A 16,973-nucleotide genomic window follows, 5' to 3' on the forward strand; every position below is an offset into this window, starting at 1 on the left:
GCCGACGAGACCGACTCCACCACCTGGCGCCGCTTCCGCTCCGCCAACTACTCCACCACCGGCTACGCACCCAAACTCGTCGTCACCTACAACTCCTACCCGTCGACGCCGAGTTCCCTCGCGGTTTCGCCGTCGCAGGTCAACACCTACAACGGCAAGCGGTACGTCACCTCGCTGACGCCCACCCTGTCGGCGAAGGTGGCCGATCCGGACGGCTCGGCCACGAAGGCGCAGTTCGAGGTCACGGCGGACCCGGCGTACGCGGACACGACGTACTCGTACACCGGCACCAGTTCGTCGGTCACCTCCGGCTCCACCGCCAAGCTGACGATCCCTTCCGCGAACGCGTTCCCGTCGGGCGCCCACCTGCGCTACCGGGCGCGGGCGTACGACGGCACGGACTACGGCTCCTGGACGGGCTACACCACGTTCGTGCTGAACACCGGCCTGCCGACGGCCCCGACGGTCAGCTGTGCCACGTACGGCGAGAACGGCTGGACGGCGAAGGCGAGCGGCGCGGTCTCGTGCACCCTCGACACCACCTCCACGGACGGCGCGGGCTACTACTGGGGGCTGGACGACCCGGCCACGCCGAACCAGAAGCTGGACACCACCGACGGCAGCGGCGGTGACGCGCAGACGATCAGCATCGACCCGGCGAACGGCTGGCACACGCTCTACGCCAGGACCGTCGACTCCGGCGGAAACGTTTCCTCAACGACGACCGCGTACAGCTTCGGCGTCGGCGCGGACGGCGCCGCGATCCTGTCCCCGCAGGCCGGCGACACCACCGCCCGCCGGCTGACGCTGGCCGCGAAGGGCCTGTCCACCTACACCGGGGTCACCTGGCAGTACCGGCGCGGCGAGACCGACGGCTGGCACACCGTCCCGGTCGGCGACGTCACCGCCGCCGGCAACGCGGTCTCCGCCTGGCCGGTCGCCGTCACCTCCGGCACCGCCACCAAGCTGGTCTGGAACACCGTCTCCAGCCTGGCCGAGGACGGCGTGATCGAGCTGCGCGCCGCGTTCACCGACGGCGCCTCCACCGGCTACTCGCAGACCGTCGGCGTCACCCTGGACCGCGACGCCGGCACCGCCCCGACCGCCCAGGTCGGCCCCGGCGAGGTCAACGAGCTCACCGGCGACTACACCCTGACGGCGACCGACGCCGCGCAGTTCGAGGCGAACGTCGAGCGGACCTACTCCTCCCGCGCCAACGCCAACGACAGCGAGGGCCAGGCGCAGATCTTCGGACCCGGCTGGGCCTCCTCCGTCACCGGCGCGAGCGCGGACCACGCCTACACGCAGATCCGCAGCACCTCCGGCACCTCGGTGGAGCTCCTCGCCGCCGACGGCGACACGGTCGCCTTCACGGCCACCAACGGCGGCGGCTGGCAGCCCCAGCCGGGCGCGGAGGACCTGACCCTCACCTACGCCTCGTCCGGCGACACCTTCACCCTGAAGGACTCCGCCGCCGACGTCAGCGTCTTCGCCAAGGCCGGCACCGGCACGACCACCTGGACCCTGGCGTCGACCGCGGCGGCCGTCAGCGACACGACGGTCACCGTCGCCTCGCAGACGGTGGCGTCCGGCACGAAGACCCTGGCCCGCCCCAAGTACGTGATCTCCCCGACCGGGGCCGTCACCTCCGCCGCCTGCCAGGCCGCGCCCGCCACCAAGGGCTGCCGGGTCCTGGAGTTCGTCTACGCCGGCTCCACGACCGCCACGGACAGCGTGCCGGGCGACTACAAGGACCAGGTCTCGTCGATCAAGCTGTGGGCGACGACGCCCGGCGCCTCCGCCGCGACCGCCGAGACCATCGCCTCCTACGCCTACGACGGCTCCGGCCACCTGCGCCAGGAGTGGGACCCGCGCATCAGCCCCGCGCTGAAGACGCAGTACACCTACGGCTCCGACGGCCGCGTCGCCACGCTCACCAAGCCCGGCGAGCTGCCCTGGACGTTCACCTACGGCACGGCCGGCTCCACGCTCACCGCGGGCGCGGGCATGCTGCTGAAGGCCTCCCGGCCGGGTCTGGCCCAGGGCAGCGCGAGCACCACGTCGGGCACGGCGGCCACCACCGTCGTCTACGACGTGCCGCTGTCCGGCTCCACCGCCCCGTACCAGATGGACGCCGCCACCGTGGCCGGCTGGGGTCAGGACGAGGCGCCCACGGACGCCACGGCCGTCTTCCCGGCCGACAGCGTGCCCTCCGCCAACGCCGGCTCCGGCCTGACGTCGTCCTCGTACGGCCGGGCCACCGTCACCTACATCGACGCGGACGGCGCGGAGACGAACACCGCCAAGCCCGGCGGAGCGATCTCCACGACCGGCCACGACGAATTCGGCAACACCGTCTTCGAACTGACCGCCGGCAACCGGGCGCTGGCCCTCGCCGGCTCCTCCGACACCCTCACGGAGCTCGGCCTCGCCGCCCTGCCGACCGCGGACCGGGCCCGGCAACTGGCCACGGTCTCCACCTACTCGGCGGACGGCAAGCGCCTCACCGACGAGTACGGCCCCCTGCACCAGACCACCCTGGCCACGGAACTGACCGGCTCCGACGCCGAGTCGACCCTGCCGGCCGGCTCGGTCGTCCCGGCCCGTGAGCACACGTCGTACACCTACGACGAGAACCGGCCGTCCGGCGCGGCGGTCGCCGACCTGCCCACCACCACGACGACCGGCGCCGCGATCGCGGGCCACGTCGCCGACACCGACACCACCACGACCACCGCCACCTACAACTGGGCGACGGGCGCGCAGCAGACCACCACCGGCATCGGCAGCACCGACCCGGTGACCACCTACGACAGCGCCGGCCGGGTGGCCTCCACCCGCACCGCCGGATCCTCCGGCTCGGACGCGAACACCCTGAACCACACCTACTACAGCGCGTCCGGCAGCGGCGTCTGCGCCTCCGTCGAGTGGGACGGCCTGCTCTGCAGGACCGCGCCCGCGGCCGCCATCACCGGCGGCGGCAGCAACCCGACCGACGCCGTCACCACCGTCTACACCTACGACCGCTGGGGTCAGGTCGCGACCAAGGCGGAGACCGCCAACGGCGTGACCCGCACGACCACCGCCACCGTGGACGGCGCGGGCCGCCTCACCACGACGGCCGTCACCGGCGGAACCGGCACGGCCACCCCCGCCACGACCTTCGGCTACAGCCAGACCAACGGGCAGCTCGTCACCCGGGCGTCCAACGGGCAGACCATCACCTACGGCTACGACGACCTGGGCCGCCAGATCTCCTACGCCGACGGCGCCGGAAACACCACCACCACGGCGTACGACATCCTGGACCGCCCCGTGAAGAACACCGACTCGGCGCCCTCCACCACCACGTTCGCCTACAGCACCGCCGGCGACCTCGCGACCCTGACCGACTCGGTCGCGGGCACCTTCACCGGCAGCTACGACGCCGACGGCAACCTCACCACCGAGACCCTGCCCGGCAGCTACACCCTCACCCAGGCCACCGACCCGGCCGGTCAGCAGACCGACCGCGCCTACACCGCGTCCGACGGAACGGCCGTCGCCTCCGACAGCGCCGGATACACCATCGACGGCCGCCGGGCGGGCCACACCCGGACCGACGGCTCCACCACCCAGTCCGCCTACACCTACGACAACGCCGGCAACCTCATCAAGGCCGCCGACACCACCGCCGGCGGCTGCACCACCCGCGCCTACTCCTTCGACGCGGACCGCAACCGCACCCAGCTGACCACCAGCTCGGACGACTGCGACAGCAGCACCTCCGACACCACCTCGACCACCACGTCGTACGCCTACGACAAGGCCGACCGCCTGGTGAACCCCGGCTACGTCTACGACGCCTTCGGCCGCACCACCACCAGCGGCAACACCGCCCTGACGTACTACACGAACGACCTGGTCCGCACCGAGACCCTGGGCGCCGCCCGCAACACCTGGACCCTGGACGCCGCCGGACGCCTCGCCGTCCGCTCCGCCCAGACCCAGGCCGCCGACGGCACCTGGACCACCACCGGCACCACCACCCAGCACTACGGCGGGGCGACGGACACCCCGTCGTGGAGCCAGAACGGCAGCGCCGTCAGCCGTGACGTGACGGACCTGACGGGCTCCCTCGGCGCCCTCACCTCGGCCACCGGCAACACGGTCCTGCAACTCGCCGACCTGCACGGCGACATCGTGGTCCAGCAGCCGCTGGACACGTCCGCGGCCAGCACGGTCCAGCACTACGACGAGTACGGCAACGCGCTCGACGCCACCGCGGCCACGACCTACGGCTGGCTCGGGACCGCGCAGCGCTCCGGCGACACCCTCTCCGACTACACGGTCATGGGCAGCCGCCTCTACGACCCGGCCACCGGCCGCTTCCTACAGGCCGACCCGGTCGCCTCGGGCTCCCCGAACCACTACGGATACCCGTCGGACCCGGTCAACATGACGGACCTCGACGGCCACATGTGGGGCTGGCTCAAGGACGTCCTCAAGGCGGCCCTGTCCGGGGCGCTGAAGGTGTTCGTGTACTGGGCGATCGGCGAGTGGGCACCGTATCTTCTGCCCTACCGCACGGAGATCGCGGACTGTGTGGCCGGCGCGTGCGTCGCGTTCCTGTTCAAGTCCGGCAACCTCAAGACGAAGATCAGGTACGCGGCCCTCGGCTGCCTCACCGGATTCGGGCTCACCAAGGCGAAGCAGGAGAAGTTCTTCGCAAGGATCTGGAAGATCTTCAAGAAGTGGAAGGCGAAGACGTGACGGACAACGGCAGGAAGACCGACTGGAAGAGGATCGGGGCGGACACGCTGATCTTCGTGCTCGCCGTCCTCGCCTCGGACGCGCTGACGCACCTCGTGATGTCCCCCGGCACCGCACGTGACGTGTGCTTCGTGGTGTTCATCCCGATCATCGGCTTCGCCCTGCACAAGGCGAGGGAGGCCGTCCTGAACCACCGGACCGGCTGACCCCGGCCCACGGGGCCGGACCGCAGACCCAGTCTCCGGTCCGGCCCCACCAGCCCCGCTCAGTCCCGTACGTCCCGCCAGGCCTCTTGAATCGCCTCGGCCACGTCGTGGGCGCCCGCCGGTGCTCCCTGAGCCGCGAAGCGTCCGGCCAGACCGTGCAGATACGCTCCGACGCTGCCCGCGTCCAGCGCGCTCAGCCCGGCCGCCAGCAACGACCCCGCCAGCCCCGACAGGACGTCCCCGCTGCCGGCCGTCGCCAGCCAGGCCGTCCCCGTGGCGTTCACCCGCACCACGCCCTCGCCCCCGGCCTGCGCGACCAACGTCGTCGCCCCCTTCAGCAGCACGGTCGCCCCGTACCGCGCCGCCAGCTCCCGCACCGAGGCCAGCCGGGCCCCCTCCACCTCCTCCCGCGCCACGCCCAGCAACGCGGCCGCCTCCCCTGCGTGCGGCGTCATCAACGTGGGCGCGCCACGCCCCCGCACCGCACTCGCGTCCGCCAGCCGCAGCCCGTCCGCGTCGATCAGCACCGGCACCTGAGCGGCCAGCACCTCCGCCACCGTCCCCGCGTCGTCCCCGGCCCCCGGCCCGACGACCCAGGCCTGCACCCGCCCGGCCTGCTTCGGCCCCCGTTCGGACACGAGCGTCTCGGGAAACCGCGCGATGACCGCGTCCCCGGCCGGCCCGACGTACCGCACGGCCCCCGCCCCGCCCCGCAGCGCCCCCGCCACGGCCAGCACGGCGGCCCCCGGATACCGGGCGGACCCGGCGGCGATCCCCACGACCCCCCGCCGGTACTTGTCGCTCTCCCCGCCCGGCACCGGCAGCAGGGCCGCGACGTCCGCGTGCTGCAGGGCCTCCAGCTCGGACGCGGCAGGCAGCGCGTCCCCCAGCCCGATGTCGACGAGCCGCACCGACCCGGCGTACTCCCGCGCGGGATCGACGAGCAGCCCCGGCTTGTGCGTGCCGAAGGTGACGGTCAGATCGGCGCGGACCGCACTCCCGTGCACCTCGCCGGTGTCGGCGTCGACTCCGCTGGGCAGGTCGACGGCGACGACGAGGGCCCGCGTCCCGGCGACGACCGCGGCCAGCGCGGCGGCGTCCGGCCGCAGTCCGCCCTTCCCGCCGATCCCGACGATGCCGTCCAGCACGAGATCGGCCCGCCGCAGGACCTCCTCGGCGCCGCCGGGCGCGACCGTGCGCCCACCGGCCCGCCGCAGCGCCGCCAGCCCCCCGGCATGCGTGCGCTCGGGCGCGAGCAGCACCGCGCTCACCCCCGCCCCCCGCCGGGCCAGCCGAGCCCCGGCGTACAGGGCGTCACCCCCGTTGTCCCCGCTGCCCACCAGCAGCACGACCCGCCGCCCGTACACCCGCCCGAGCAGATCCGCGCAGGAGGCGGCCAGCCCCGCGGCGGCCCGCTGCATCAGGGCCCCTTCAGGAACCCGGGCCATCAGCTCCCGCTCGGCACGACGGACGGTCTCGACGCAGTAGGCAGTACGCATACGTCGAGTCTGCCCCGCCCGCCCCCACCGCCGCACCCGGTCGGCTCACCCCTCGGCCACCACCACCGCCGAAGCGACGCCCGCATCATGACTCAACGACACATGCCACCCCGTCACCCCCAGTTCGGCCGCCCGCGCGGCGACACTCCCCCGCACCCGCAGCCGCGGCCGCCCGCTGTCCTCGACGTACACCTCCGCGTCCGTCCACAACAGCCCCGGCGGCGCCCCCAGCGCCTTGGCGAGCGCTTCCTTCGCCGCGAACCGCGCCGCCAGCGAGGCGACCCCCCGGCGCTCCCCGCTCGGCAGCAACAGCTCGCTGTCCAGGAACAACCGCTGGGCGAGCCCCGGCGTCCGTTCCAGCGACGCGGCGAACCGCTCGATCTCGGCCACGTCGATACCGACCCCGATGATGCTCATGCCGAGCACCCTAAGGCCGGGCTGTCACAGGCGGCTGCTAGCCTGCGGCGACTTGATCACGTCAAGTCGAAAGCAGACTTTCACCGCCGCGCGCCCTGGGGGGCCAGCCCGCGCGCCGCGGACAGCAACGCCAGGGGGCGCGGAGGAATGACCAGCACAGCCATGAGCGCGGGCTCTTCGGGTCCGACGTTCGACCCGTACGACAACACACCCGAGCTGATCCCGCTGCGCACCGCCGCGCAGGCCGGGGACTGGCGGGCCGTGCGGGCCTGCTTCGCGGCGCTCGACTCGGTCGACCAGCTCGCCTCCGCCTCCAGTCTCGTCGCCGACATCGACGGCGTGGAGAACTTCCTGGAGCGGGCGGCCGCCGACCTCCCCGGCGACCCGCTGCCCCGCACACTCCTCGCCGAGCGGTACGTCTACATCGGCTGGGACATCCGCAGCGGCGCCCGCGCCCAGCACGTCTCGCAGGACCAGTTCACCCAGTTCCACGACTGGCTGCGCCGGGCCGAGCAGCTCCTGATCGAGGTGTGCGCCGAGCAGCCCGCGTACGCCCCCGCCTGGACCGCCCGTCTGATGACCGCGCGCGGCCTGCAACTGGGCCAGGCGGAGGCCCGCCGCCGCTACGACCGGCTGTCCGCCCACCACCCGCACCACTACCGCGCCCAGACGCAGCTGCTCCAGCAGCTGTGCCCGAAGTGGGGCGGCTCCTGGGACGCGGCGCACGGCTTCGCCCGCGAGTGCGCGACCGCCGCCCCCGACGGCGCGAACTCCGGCGCCCTGGTCGCCCTCGCCCACATCGAGCACTGGCTCGACCTGGACAGCGGCGAGCGCACCGCGTACATGCGGGGCCTCCCGGTCCGCGACGATCTGCGCAACGCCGCCCGGGTCTCCGTACTGCACGCCGGTCACCGGCCCGACTGGAACTCGATCGGCGCGCACAGCGCGTTCGCGTTCGCCTTCTCGATCGGCGGCCACTTCGCGGACGCGGCCCCGCACTTCGCCTTCCTCGGCGACCGCGCGACCGAGTTCCCGTGGCAGTACCTGCCCGACCAGAAGTCGGCGTTCCTGAAGTTCCGCAAGTCCGCGCTGGGGGCCTGAGCACCGATGACCACCGAACTGCACGCCCTCGACGGCCTGATCTCGCACACCACCACCGACCACATCCCCACCCTCTACGCCCCCGCCTCCGGCAAAGAGATCACCGCCGGTCTCTTCTTCCGGGTGGGCCGCGCCGACGAGACCCTGGCCACCGCCGGCCTCACCCATCTCGTCGAGCATCTCGCCCTGCACCGCCTCGGCCTGTCCGACCTGCACTACAACGGCGCGACGGCGAACGCGTACACCCTCTTCCACGTCACCGGCAGCGAGGAGGAGGTCGTCACGTACCTCAACAGCGTGTGCGCGGGGCTGCGCGACCTGCCGATGGAGCGGCTGGAGACGGAGAAGGAGATCCTCCGCACGGAGGCGGCCGGCCGCGGCGGCGGCCCCCAGCACCAGATGCCCCTGTGGCGCTACGGCGCGCAGAGCTACGGCCTGACCAGCTACAACGAGCTGGGCACCTGGAGCCTGACGCCCGACCAGGTACGCCACTGGGCGCAGACCCGCTTCACCCGGGACAACGCGGTGCTGTGGATCACCAGCGACCACGTCCCCGAGGGCCTCGACCTCACCCTCCCCGAGGGCGCCCGCTTCCCCGCCCCCGCCGCGACCAGCGCCCTGCCCACGACCCCCGCGTACATCAGCGGCGACGACGGCCATGTGGTCCTCACCTCCGTGCTGCGCCGCTCCACCGCGGCCAGCGTCTTCGCGGACGTCCTCGGCCGGGCCCTCTTCCAGGACCTGCGTCAGGAGGGCGGCTACTCCTACTCCGCGGAGGCCGACTACAGCCCGCGCGACGCCGACTTCGCCACCCTCACCGCCTACGCCGACTCTCTCCCGCAGAAGCAGGACGCGGTCGTCGGCGGCTTCGTCGACACGCTCGCCCGCCTGCGCGCGGGCCGCATCGAGCAGACGGAACTCGACTCGGCCCGCACCAAGCTCCTCAAGGTGTACGACACCCCCGACCTCGGCGCCGCCGCCCTCCCCTCGTACGCGCTCAGCCTGCTGCTCGGGCACCGCATCCTCACCCCCGAGCAGCACAGGGCGGAGCTGAACGCGGTGACGCTGGAGGACCTGCGCGAGGTCGCCCGCGAGGCCTGGGACGGCGCGCTGCTCCAGGTCCCCGGCCGGGGCGTCGACTGGGCGGGCTTCACCCTCGCCCCCCAGTTCTCCACGACCTCGGTCACCGGCACCCGTCACCAGTCCCTGGAGGACGAGCAGGTCACCCTGGTCATCGGCGCCGAGGGCGTGAGCCTGCTGACGCCGAGGGGCCCGATCACCGTCCGCTACGACGCCTGCTCGGCGATGGGCGCCCGCCCCGACGGCGCCCGCACCCTCACCGGCCACGACGGGTTCTCGGTCACGGTGGAACCCACCCTGTACCGGGGAGTGACCCCGGACCGGATAGCGGCGCTGGACGCGGCGGTCCCCGCGCAGGCGACGGTACGGATGCCGGCCCGCGAGCCCGACCACATCCCCCAGCCCCGCAAACGGACGTCCGCACCCCAGTCCTCGGCCACCGCCCGCTCCACCTGGGCCTGGACCGCGGCTCTCTGGGTCGTGGGCCTGCTGGCGGCGACCTGGGGCCTGCTCTGCGCGGTGATCACCGGCGACGAGTCGGGGGCCGCCGACCCGGAGTGGGACGCGGTCGTCGGCGTCTGGATCCTGGAACTCCCCCTGGTCTTCGCCACCTGGAAGCTGTACACGGCCCGCAAGACCCGCAGGCGCGGCTAGCCCTGGACCAGGGCGTGCCCCCGGCCCGCCCCCGGCCCCGTCCGGAGTGATACGGGATCACTCCGGATGGGCCACCGCGTCCTTCTGCAACTGGACCGCCGCCAGGAGACTCAGCCTCGGCTCCGCCTGACGCAGTGCCTTCACCGCCGCGACCGAGCCGATGTCCCCGGCGAAACCGACGGCGTCCCACCGGGAGCGCACCCAGCGGGCACGCAACTGAGCCTCGCCGGCGGCGGCGGTGGCCTCGACGAGCGCGACAGCACGCTCCAGCCCCGCCCGCTCCCCGTCCGAAGCCCCGGCCACCGCCTGCCGCAACGCCGCCGCGACCACGTCGGCGTCCCGGATGACCAGCACGACGTCCTGCTTCCCGCCCAGTCCCACGATTGATGTCATGCGGATCATCCTGACCGTCACCTTCCGCACCGGCCAAGGGACTTGAGCAGCCTCAGAGCCTCAGAGCATCGGTCGCCGGGACGCCGGCTACTCCACCGTCACCGACTTCGCCAGGTTGCGCGGCTGGTCCACCTCGTTGCCCCGGGCCGTCGCCAGCTCGCACGCGAACACCTGCAACGGGACCGTGGCCACCAGCGGTTGCAGCAGCGTCGGCGTCACCGGAATCCACACAAGATGGTCGGCGTACGGCACGACCGCCTCGTCGCCCTCCTCCGCGATGACGATGGTCCGCGCGCCCCGCGCCCGGATCTCCTGGATGTTGGACACGATCTTGTCGTGGAGGACGGACCGCCCGCGCGGCGACGGCACGACCACCACCACCGGCAGGTCCTCCTCGATGAGAGCGATCGGCCCGTGCTTCAGCTCCCCCGCGGCGAACCCTTCGGCGTGCATGTACGCCAACTCCTTCAGCTTCAGCGCACCCTCCAGGGCGACGGGATACCCCACGTGCCGCCCCAGGAACAGCACCGTGTCCTTGTGGGCGAGCGAGCGCGCCAGCTCCCGCACCGGCTCCATGGTCTCCAGCACCTGATCGACCGCGCCCGAGATCCGCGCGAGGTCCCGGATGACGGACTGGATCTCGTCCCCCCACTTGGTGCCGCGCACCTGGCCGAGGTACAGGGCGACCAGATAGCAGGCGACCAACTGCGTCAGGAACGCCTTCGTCGAGGCGACCGCCACCTCCGGCCCGGCGTGCGTGTAGAGCACCGCGTCCGACTCACGCGGGATGGTCGAGCCGTTGGTGTTGCAGATGGCCAGCACCTTGGACCCCTGCTCGCGCGCATGCCGCAGCGCCATCAGCGTGTCCATCGTCTCGCCGGACTGGGAGATGGCGATGACGAGCGACCGTGAGCCCAGGATCGGATCCCGGTACCGGAACTCGCTGGCCAGCTCCACCTCGCACGGGATCCGCGTCCAGTGCTCGATGGCGTACTTGGCGATGAGGCCCGAGTGGAAGGCCGTACCGCACGCGACGATGACGACCTTGTCGACCTCCCGCAGCTCCGACGGCGGGATCCGCACCTCGTCGAGGGTCAGCGCCCCCGAGGCGTCGATGCGGCCCAGCAGGGTATCGGCGACAGCCTTGGGCTGCTCGGCGATCTCCTTGAGCATGAAGTAGTCATAACCCCCCTTTTCCGCGGCCGACGCGTCCCAGTCGACGTGGTAGGCGCGCACGTCCGCCGGACTGCCGTCGAACCCGGTCACCGTCACGCCGTCCCGGCGCAGCTCCACCACCTGGTCCTGACCCAGCTCGATCGCCGACCGCGTGTGGGCGATGAACGCGGCGACGTCCGAGGCGAGAAAGGCCTCACCCTCTCCAACGCCCACCACCAGCGGTGAGTTCCGCCGCGCCCCGACCACCACGCCGGGCTCGTCCGCATGCACCGCGACCAGCGTGAACGCCCCTTCCAGCCGCCGGCACACCAGCCGCATGGCCTCCGCCAGGTCGGAGGTCACGGAGAACTCCTCGGCGAGCAGATGCGCCACGACCTCGGTGTCGGTCTCGGAGAGCAACTCGTGCCCCCGCTCGGCCAGCTCGGCCCGCAGCACCGCGAAGTTCTCGATGATCCCGTTGTGCACGACGGCGACGCGTCCCGCGTTGTCGAGATGAGGATGGGCGTTGGCGTCGGTGGGCCCGCCGTGCGTGGCCCAGCGCGTGTGCCCGATGCCCGTCGTCCCGGCCGGCAGCGGCCGTTCCGTCAGCTCCTTCTCCAGATTGACGAGCTTGCCCGCCTTCCTGGCCGCGGCGAGCCCCCCGTCGGCCGGCACGGCGACCCCCGCCGAGTCGTACCCCCGGTACTCCAGCCGCTTCAGCCCGGCCATGACGACGTCGAGCGCCGACTGAGACCCCACGTATCCCACGATTCCGCACATGCGCGGCAGCCTACGACCGAATCCCGCCCCGAAAGGGCCTCCACGTGCCCGATTTCGGAAATTCCCACGGCTGTACGCCCCTGCACGGCAGAACCGGCGAGAGCGTGACGGACCCCACCCACCGCCCCGTTCAAACTCCGTTAACAATGGAGTGTGATCTCTCCGGTCTCCCCGATGCCCCGGAGCGCCCACCGGCACAGGCCGGAGGCGACTCCCTACGTCGACCTCACCCGAAGCGAGTGGAGCGCGCTGCGCGAGAAGACACCGCTGCCGCTGACGGCCGAGGAGGTCGAGAAACTGCGCGGACTCGGTGACGTCATCGACCTCGACGAGGTCCGCGACATCTACCTCCCGCTCTCCCGCCTCCTCAACCTCTACGTGGGCGCGACGGACGGTCTGCGCGGCGCCCTGAACACCTTCCTCGGCGAACAGGGCTCCCAGTCCGGCACCCCGTTCGTCATAGGCGTCGCGGGCTCGGTGGCCGTGGGGAAGTCCACGGTCGCCCGCCTCCTCCAGGCCCTCCTCTCCCGCTGGCCGGAACACCCCCGCGTGGAGTTGGTGACCACGGACGGCTTCCTCCTGCCCACCCGGGAACTGGAGGCCCGCGGCCTGATGTCGCGGAAAGGTTTCCCCGATTCCTACGACCGCCGCGCGCTGACCCGCTTCGTGGCCGACATCAAGGCGGGCAAGGACGAGGTCACGGCCCCCGTCTACTCCCACCTGATCTACGACATCGTGCCCGACCGCAAGCTCACCGTCCGCCGCCCCGACATCCTCATCGTCGAGGGCCTGAACGTCCTGCAGCCCGCCCTGCCCGGCAAGGACGGCCGCACCCGCGTCGGCCTCGCCGACTACTTCGACTTCAGCGTGTACGTCGACGCGAGCGCCGAAGACATCGAGCGCTGGTACCTCAACCGGTTCCGGAAACTGCGTCAGACCGCCTTCCAGAACCCGGACTCCTACTTCAGGAAGTACACCCAGGTCTCCGAGGAGGAGGCCGTCGACTACGCCCGCACCCTCTGGCGCACCATCAACAAGCCCAACCTGGTGGAGAACATCGCCCCCACCCGCGGCCGCGCCACCCTCGTCGTCCGCAAGGGCCAGGACCACAAGGTGCAGCGCCTCAGCCTGCGCAAACTCTGACGGCTACCCTGCCCCCATGCTGCACCTGCGCCTGATCACCCCGGCCGACGGGACCGACGCCGTGGTCCGCCTGATCGAGAACACCGTCGGCACCACGCATCTCGTCGTCATGCCGGGCGCCGCCCGCAACCCGGCCGGCGATGTCGTCATGTGCGACGTGGCACGCGAGGCGGGGGACGAACTCCTCACCGGGCTCCAGGAGTTGGGCCTGGACAAGACCGGCTCGATCGCCGTGGAGAACATCGACCTGTCGCTGTCCCTGCGCGCCGACAAGGCCGAGGCGGAGGCCCCCGGCGAGGGCGCCGACGCCGTCCTGTGGGAGCACCTCACAGAAGCCACCCACGAGGAGTCGACGCTCTCCATCACCTACGTCGCCTTCATCACCCTCGCCACGATGATCGCGGCCTGCGGTGTGGTCCTCGACAACGCGATCCTGATCGTGGGCGCGATGGCCGTGGGCCCCGAGTTCGGCCCGCTGGCCGGCGTCTCCACGTCGATCGTGCGGCGCGCTCCCCGCCTGGCCCTGCGCTCCCTGATCGCCCTGCTGGTGGGCTTCGCGGTGGCGATGGCGGCGACGGTGGGCTTCAGCCTCCTGATGAACGCCCTCGGCCAGTTCAGCCAGGAACAGTTGGACGGCGCCCGCCCCCAGACCGGCTTCGTCTACGCCCCCGACGCGTTCTCCTTCATCGTGGCCGTCCTGGCGGGCGCCGCCGGCACCCTCTCCCTGACCTCCGCGAAGTCCGGCGCCCTGGTCGGCGTGGCCATCTCGGTCACCACGGTCCCGGCCGCCGCCAACGCCGCCGTAGCCCTCAGCTACGGCGACACGAAACAAACCTGGGGCTCAACAGAACAACTCCTGCTGAACCTCCTCGGCATCATCCTGGCCGGCACCCTGACCCTGCTGGCCCAGAAGTACCTCTGGGCCAGACAACGCCGGTCGGGGCAACTCACCTAGGTGCGCGGGGCTCTGTCAAATCTTGCGGCCCTTAACCCAGCGCCGACTTCACCACATCGGCCAGCCGCCCGGCGACAGCCCGAGCCTGATCGATGTCCGCGGCCTCGACCATGACCCGAACCAACGGCTCGGTCCCGGAAGGCCGAAGCAACACCCGCCCGGTGGCCCCGAGTTCCCGCTCCGCCTCACCGACGGCAGTCGCCAGCTCGGCCGAGTCCGCGACCCGCGACCTGTCGACGTCGGGCACATTGATCAGCACCTGGGGCAGCCGCTCCATCACCGAGGCCAGCTCGCGCAGCGACCGCCCGCTCTCGGCGACCCGCGCCGCCAGCATGAGCCCCGTCAGCGTCCCGTCACCCGTCGTCGCATGGTCGAGGATGATCACGTGCCCGGACTGCTCACCGCCGAGCGCGTACCCGTGCTCCTTCATCTCCTCCAGCACATACCGGTCGCCGACGGCGGCCTGCACCAGCCGGATCCCCTCGCGCTCCATGGCCAGCTTGAAGCCGAGGTTGGACATGACGGTGGCGACGACGGTGTCCGAGCGCAGCACGCCCCGCTCCCGCATGGACAGGGCCAGCACGGCGAGGATCTGGTCCCCGTCGATCTCCTCGCCGGTGTGGTCCACGGCGAGGCACCGGTCGGCGTCCCCGTCGTGCGCGACGCCGAAGTCGGCCCCGTGCTCGATGACCGCGGCCTTCAGCTTGTCCAGGTGCGTGGACCCGCAGCCGTCGTTGATGTTGAGCCCGTCCGGCTCGGCCCCGATGGTCACGATCTCCGCGCCGGCCCGCGTGAACGCCTCCGGCGACACCCGGGCGGCAGCGCCGTGCGCCTCGTCCAGGACGATCTTCAGCCCGTCGAGCCGGTTCGGCAGGACGGCGATGAGGTGGGCGACGTACCGGTCGAACCCCTCGTCGTAGGTGCGCACGCGGCCGACGCCGGAACCGGTCGGCCGGTCCCATGGCGCGCCGGTGCGGTGCTCCTCGTAGACGGACTCGATGCGGTCCTCGAGCTGGTCGGCGAGCTTGTGCCCACCGCGGGCGAAGAACTTGACGCCGTTGTCGGGCATGGCGTTGTGGCTGGCGGAGAGCATCACACCGAGGTCCGCGCCGAGCACGCCGGTGAGGTACGCGACGGCGGGCGTGGGCAGCACGCCGACCTTCAGCACGTCCACACCCGCGCTCGCGAGGCCCGCCACCACGGCGGCTTCCAGGAACTCCCCGGACGCACGCGGGTCCCGTCCGACCACGGCCACCGGCCGGTGGCCCTGGAAGGTGCCCGCCTCGGCCAGCACGTGCGCCGCGGCGACGGACAGGCCGAGGGCCATCTCCGCCGTCAGATCCGCGTTGGCGACACCGCGCACGCCGTCCGTGCCGAAGAGTCGTCCCACTTGTCCTCCTGAGGAAGCGTCGGTTTCAAAGACTGTGCGGTCAGATTCGATGCCGGAGCGGCTCCCGCATCCAGGCATTGGATGCCCTGAACATCCGATCACACAACCCTTTGAGCACCTTGTGCCGTTATACGCCCAGACTTGCGATAAAACGAACGCCCCGACGGCACAATGGCGTGCCGCCGGGGCGTTCGGAGTACGAGCGAGTGAGCCGGAGCTCGCTCCACATACGTACGAGCAGGCAGCGAAGCTTAACGCTTGCTGTACTGCGGGGCCTTGCGGGCCTTCTTGAGACCGGCCTTCTTGCGCTCGACCGCACGGTCGTCACGCGTGAGGAAGCCGGCCTTCTTCAGGGCGCCGCGGTTGTTGTCGACGTCGGCCTCGTTCAGCGCGCGGGCGACACCGAGACGGAGCGCACCGGCCTGACCGGAGACACCGCCACCCGAGATACGGGCGATGACGTCGTAACGGCCTTCGAGCTCGAGCACCTTGAAGGGCTCGTTGACTTCCTGCTGGTGCACCTTGTTCGGGAAGTAGTCCTCGAGGGTGCGACCGTTGATCTTCCACTTGCCGGAGCCCGGAACGATCCGGACGCGGGCAATGGCGTTCTTGCGACGACCCAGGCCGGCGGCCGGCTGGGGCTCGCCGAAGCGGGAGGCCAGGGACTCCGAGGTGTACTCACCCTCGACGGGGACCTCGGACTCGGTGGTGTAGCTGTCGATGTCGACGAGCTCGGTCTCTTCGAGCGGCTGCTCGGCAGTGGTCTCGGCCACGGTTCTCCTCAGATTCTCTTCAGCTTGGGGTGGTGTGGCCGGACTTACTGCGCGACCTGGGTGATCTCGAACGGCACAGGCTGCTGCGCCGCGTGCGGGTGCACGTCACCCTTGTAGACCTTCAGCTTCGAGAGCATCTGACGGCCGAGCGTGTTCTTGGGGAGCATGCCCTTGACGGCCTTCTCGACGGCCTTCTCCGGGTTGTTCGCCAGCAGGTCGTCGTAGCGCACGGAGCGCAGACCGCCCGGGTAACCGGAGTGGCGGTAGGCCATCTTCTGGGTCCGCTTGTTGCCGGAGAGGTGCACCTTGTCGGCGTTGATGATGATGACGAAGTCACCGGTGTCGACGTGGGGCGCGTAGATCGGCTTGTGCTTGCCCCGGAGGAGGGACGCGGCAGTGGTGGCGAGACGGCCCAGGACGATGTCCTGAGCGTCGATGACGTGCCACTGGCGCGTCACATCGCCGGGCTTGGGGCTGTACGTACGCACGGTTCGTAGCCTTCGCTTCTTCAGTGAATGGTCCTGACAAGGTCACCGAAGACGATCACGACAGCCCAGACCGCACTGCGGTGACGCAAACCGCGTGCTGGTCGCTGGTCATCGGCCCGGTGGACCGGTGTAAGGGCCCGTCCCGTGAGAAGAGCGCGCCAATACACAACGAAGAAGCAGAATACCC

Annotated in this window: 13 protein-coding genes; 6 read left to right on the forward strand and 7 right to left on the reverse strand. The window is 71.5% G+C overall.

From position 1 onward, the window contains the following. The coding region (locus ACZ5SK_RS39635; protein ID WP_468577354.1) for an RHS repeat domain-containing protein at nt 1-4,752 on the forward strand (4,752 nt) is incomplete at its 5' end. Beyond that, a complete protein-coding gene (locus tag ACZ5SK_RS39640) occupies nt 4,734-4,958 on the forward strand; it encodes a hypothetical protein (protein ID WP_334577795.1) in 225 nt (74 codons plus the stop codon). The genes ACZ5SK_RS39635 and ACZ5SK_RS39640, both read left to right, overlap by 19 nt. Before the next feature lie 59 nt (nt 4,959-5,017). Here ACZ5SK_RS39640 and ACZ5SK_RS39645 read toward each other — a convergent pair whose 3' ends face one another. Together ACZ5SK_RS39645 and ACZ5SK_RS39650 are read right to left on the reverse strand one after the other, a co-directional pair. Continuing rightward, a complete protein-coding gene (locus ACZ5SK_RS39645; RefSeq protein ID WP_334577796.1) occupies nt 5,018-6,457 on the reverse strand; it encodes an NAD(P)H-hydrate dehydratase in 1,440 nt (479 codons plus the stop codon). 45 nt (nt 6,458-6,502) lie between these two features. After that, nucleotides 6,503-6,874: a holo-ACP synthase gene (locus tag ACZ5SK_RS39650; protein ID WP_334577797.1), complete on the reverse strand. Its 372-nt coding sequence runs from the start codon at nt 6,872-6,874 to the stop codon at nt 6,503-6,505. Nucleotides 6,875-7,021: 147 nt separating this feature from the next. Here ACZ5SK_RS39650 and ACZ5SK_RS39655 point away from each other — a divergent pair, with 147 nt between their 5' ends. Continuing rightward, entirely contained in the window at nt 7,022-7,975 is a 954-nt protein-coding gene (locus ACZ5SK_RS39655) for a hypothetical protein (RefSeq protein ID WP_361708021.1), read from the forward strand. A gap of 6 nt (nt 7,976-7,981) precedes the next feature. Further along, entirely contained in the window at nt 7,982-9,709 is a 1,728-nt protein-coding gene (locus tag ACZ5SK_RS39660; RefSeq protein WP_334577800.1) for a M16 family metallopeptidase, read from the forward strand. Between the two features lie 57 nt (nt 9,710-9,766). On the opposite strand, the gene ACZ5SK_RS39665 is transcribed toward ACZ5SK_RS39660, so the two are convergent. Then, on the reverse strand, nt 9,767-10,102 hold the full coding sequence (locus ACZ5SK_RS39665) for a hypothetical protein (RefSeq protein WP_334577801.1): 336 nt from the start codon (nt 10,100-10,102) through the stop codon (nt 9,767-9,769). A gap of 87 nt (nt 10,103-10,189) precedes the next feature. Continuing rightward, on the reverse strand, nt 10,190-12,037 hold the full coding sequence (glmS, locus tag ACZ5SK_RS39670) for a glutamine--fructose-6-phosphate transaminase (isomerizing) (protein ID WP_334577802.1): 1,848 nt from the start codon (nt 12,035-12,037) through the stop codon (nt 10,190-10,192). Between the two features lie 174 nt (nt 12,038-12,211). On the opposite strand from glmS, the gene coaA reads away from it, so the two are divergent. Beyond that, nucleotides 12,212-13,180, forward strand: coding sequence for a type I pantothenate kinase (gene coaA, locus ACZ5SK_RS39675; RefSeq protein WP_334577803.1), 969 nt, complete (start codon nt 12,212-12,214; stop codon nt 13,178-13,180). Between the two features lie 16 nt (nt 13,181-13,196). Further along, nucleotides 13,197-14,135: a DUF389 domain-containing protein gene (locus ACZ5SK_RS39680; RefSeq protein ID WP_468577357.1), complete on the forward strand. Its 939-nt coding sequence runs from the start codon at nt 13,197-13,199 to the stop codon at nt 14,133-14,135. A 31-nt stretch (nt 14,136-14,166) separates the two neighbouring features. On the opposite strand, the gene glmM is transcribed toward ACZ5SK_RS39680, so the two are convergent. The 3 genes from glmM to rplM all read right to left on the reverse strand — a co-directional run bounded on the left by glmM (nt 14,167) and on the right by rplM (nt 16,786). Further along, entirely contained in the window at nt 14,167-15,525 is a 1,359-nt protein-coding gene (gene glmM / locus ACZ5SK_RS39685; RefSeq protein WP_361708026.1) for a phosphoglucosamine mutase, read from the reverse strand. Between the two features lie 251 nt (nt 15,526-15,776). Next, the gene (gene rpsI, locus ACZ5SK_RS39690) at nt 15,777-16,298 is read right to left on the reverse strand and encodes a 30S ribosomal protein S9 (protein WP_079660402.1); all 522 of its coding nucleotides are present in this window, start codon (nt 16,296-16,298) and stop codon (nt 15,777-15,779) included. Between the two features lie 44 nt (nt 16,299-16,342). Beyond that, nucleotides 16,343-16,786: a 50S ribosomal protein L13 gene (gene rplM, locus ACZ5SK_RS39695; protein WP_020132189.1), complete on the reverse strand. Its 444-nt coding sequence runs from the start codon at nt 16,784-16,786 to the stop codon at nt 16,343-16,345. Nucleotides 16,787-16,973 lie beyond the last annotated feature (187 nt).

This window comes from Streptomyces sp. NPDC031474 (genome assembly GCF_055581185.1).

Excerpts from the sequence above, each read along its gene's own strand:
- coaA (WP_334577803.1), top strand. The coding sequence starts at position 12,212 with ATGCCCCGGAGCGCCCACCGGCACAGGCCGGAGGCGACTCCCTACGTC.
- ACZ5SK_RS39645 (WP_334577796.1), bottom strand. The coding sequence starts at position 6,457 with ATGCGTACTGCCTACTGCGTCGAGACCGTCCGTCGTGCCGAGCGGGAG.
- ACZ5SK_RS39665 (WP_334577801.1), bottom strand. The coding sequence starts at position 10,102 with ATGACATCAATCGTGGGACTGGGCGGGAAGCAGGACGTCGTGCTGGTC.
- glmS (WP_334577802.1), bottom strand. The coding sequence starts at position 12,037 with ATGTGCGGAATCGTGGGATACGTGGGGTCTCAGTCGGCGCTCGACGTC.
- ACZ5SK_RS39680 (WP_468577357.1), top strand. The coding sequence starts at position 13,197 with ATGCTGCACCTGCGCCTGATCACCCCGGCCGACGGGACCGACGCCGTG.
- ACZ5SK_RS39655 (WP_361708021.1), top strand. The coding sequence starts at position 7,022 with ATGACCAGCACAGCCATGAGCGCGGGCTCTTCGGGTCCGACGTTCGAC.
- ACZ5SK_RS39660 (WP_334577800.1), top strand. The coding sequence starts at position 7,982 with ATGACCACCGAACTGCACGCCCTCGACGGCCTGATCTCGCACACCACC.
- ACZ5SK_RS39650 (WP_334577797.1), bottom strand. The coding sequence starts at position 6,874 with ATGAGCATCATCGGGGTCGGTATCGACGTGGCCGAGATCGAGCGGTTC.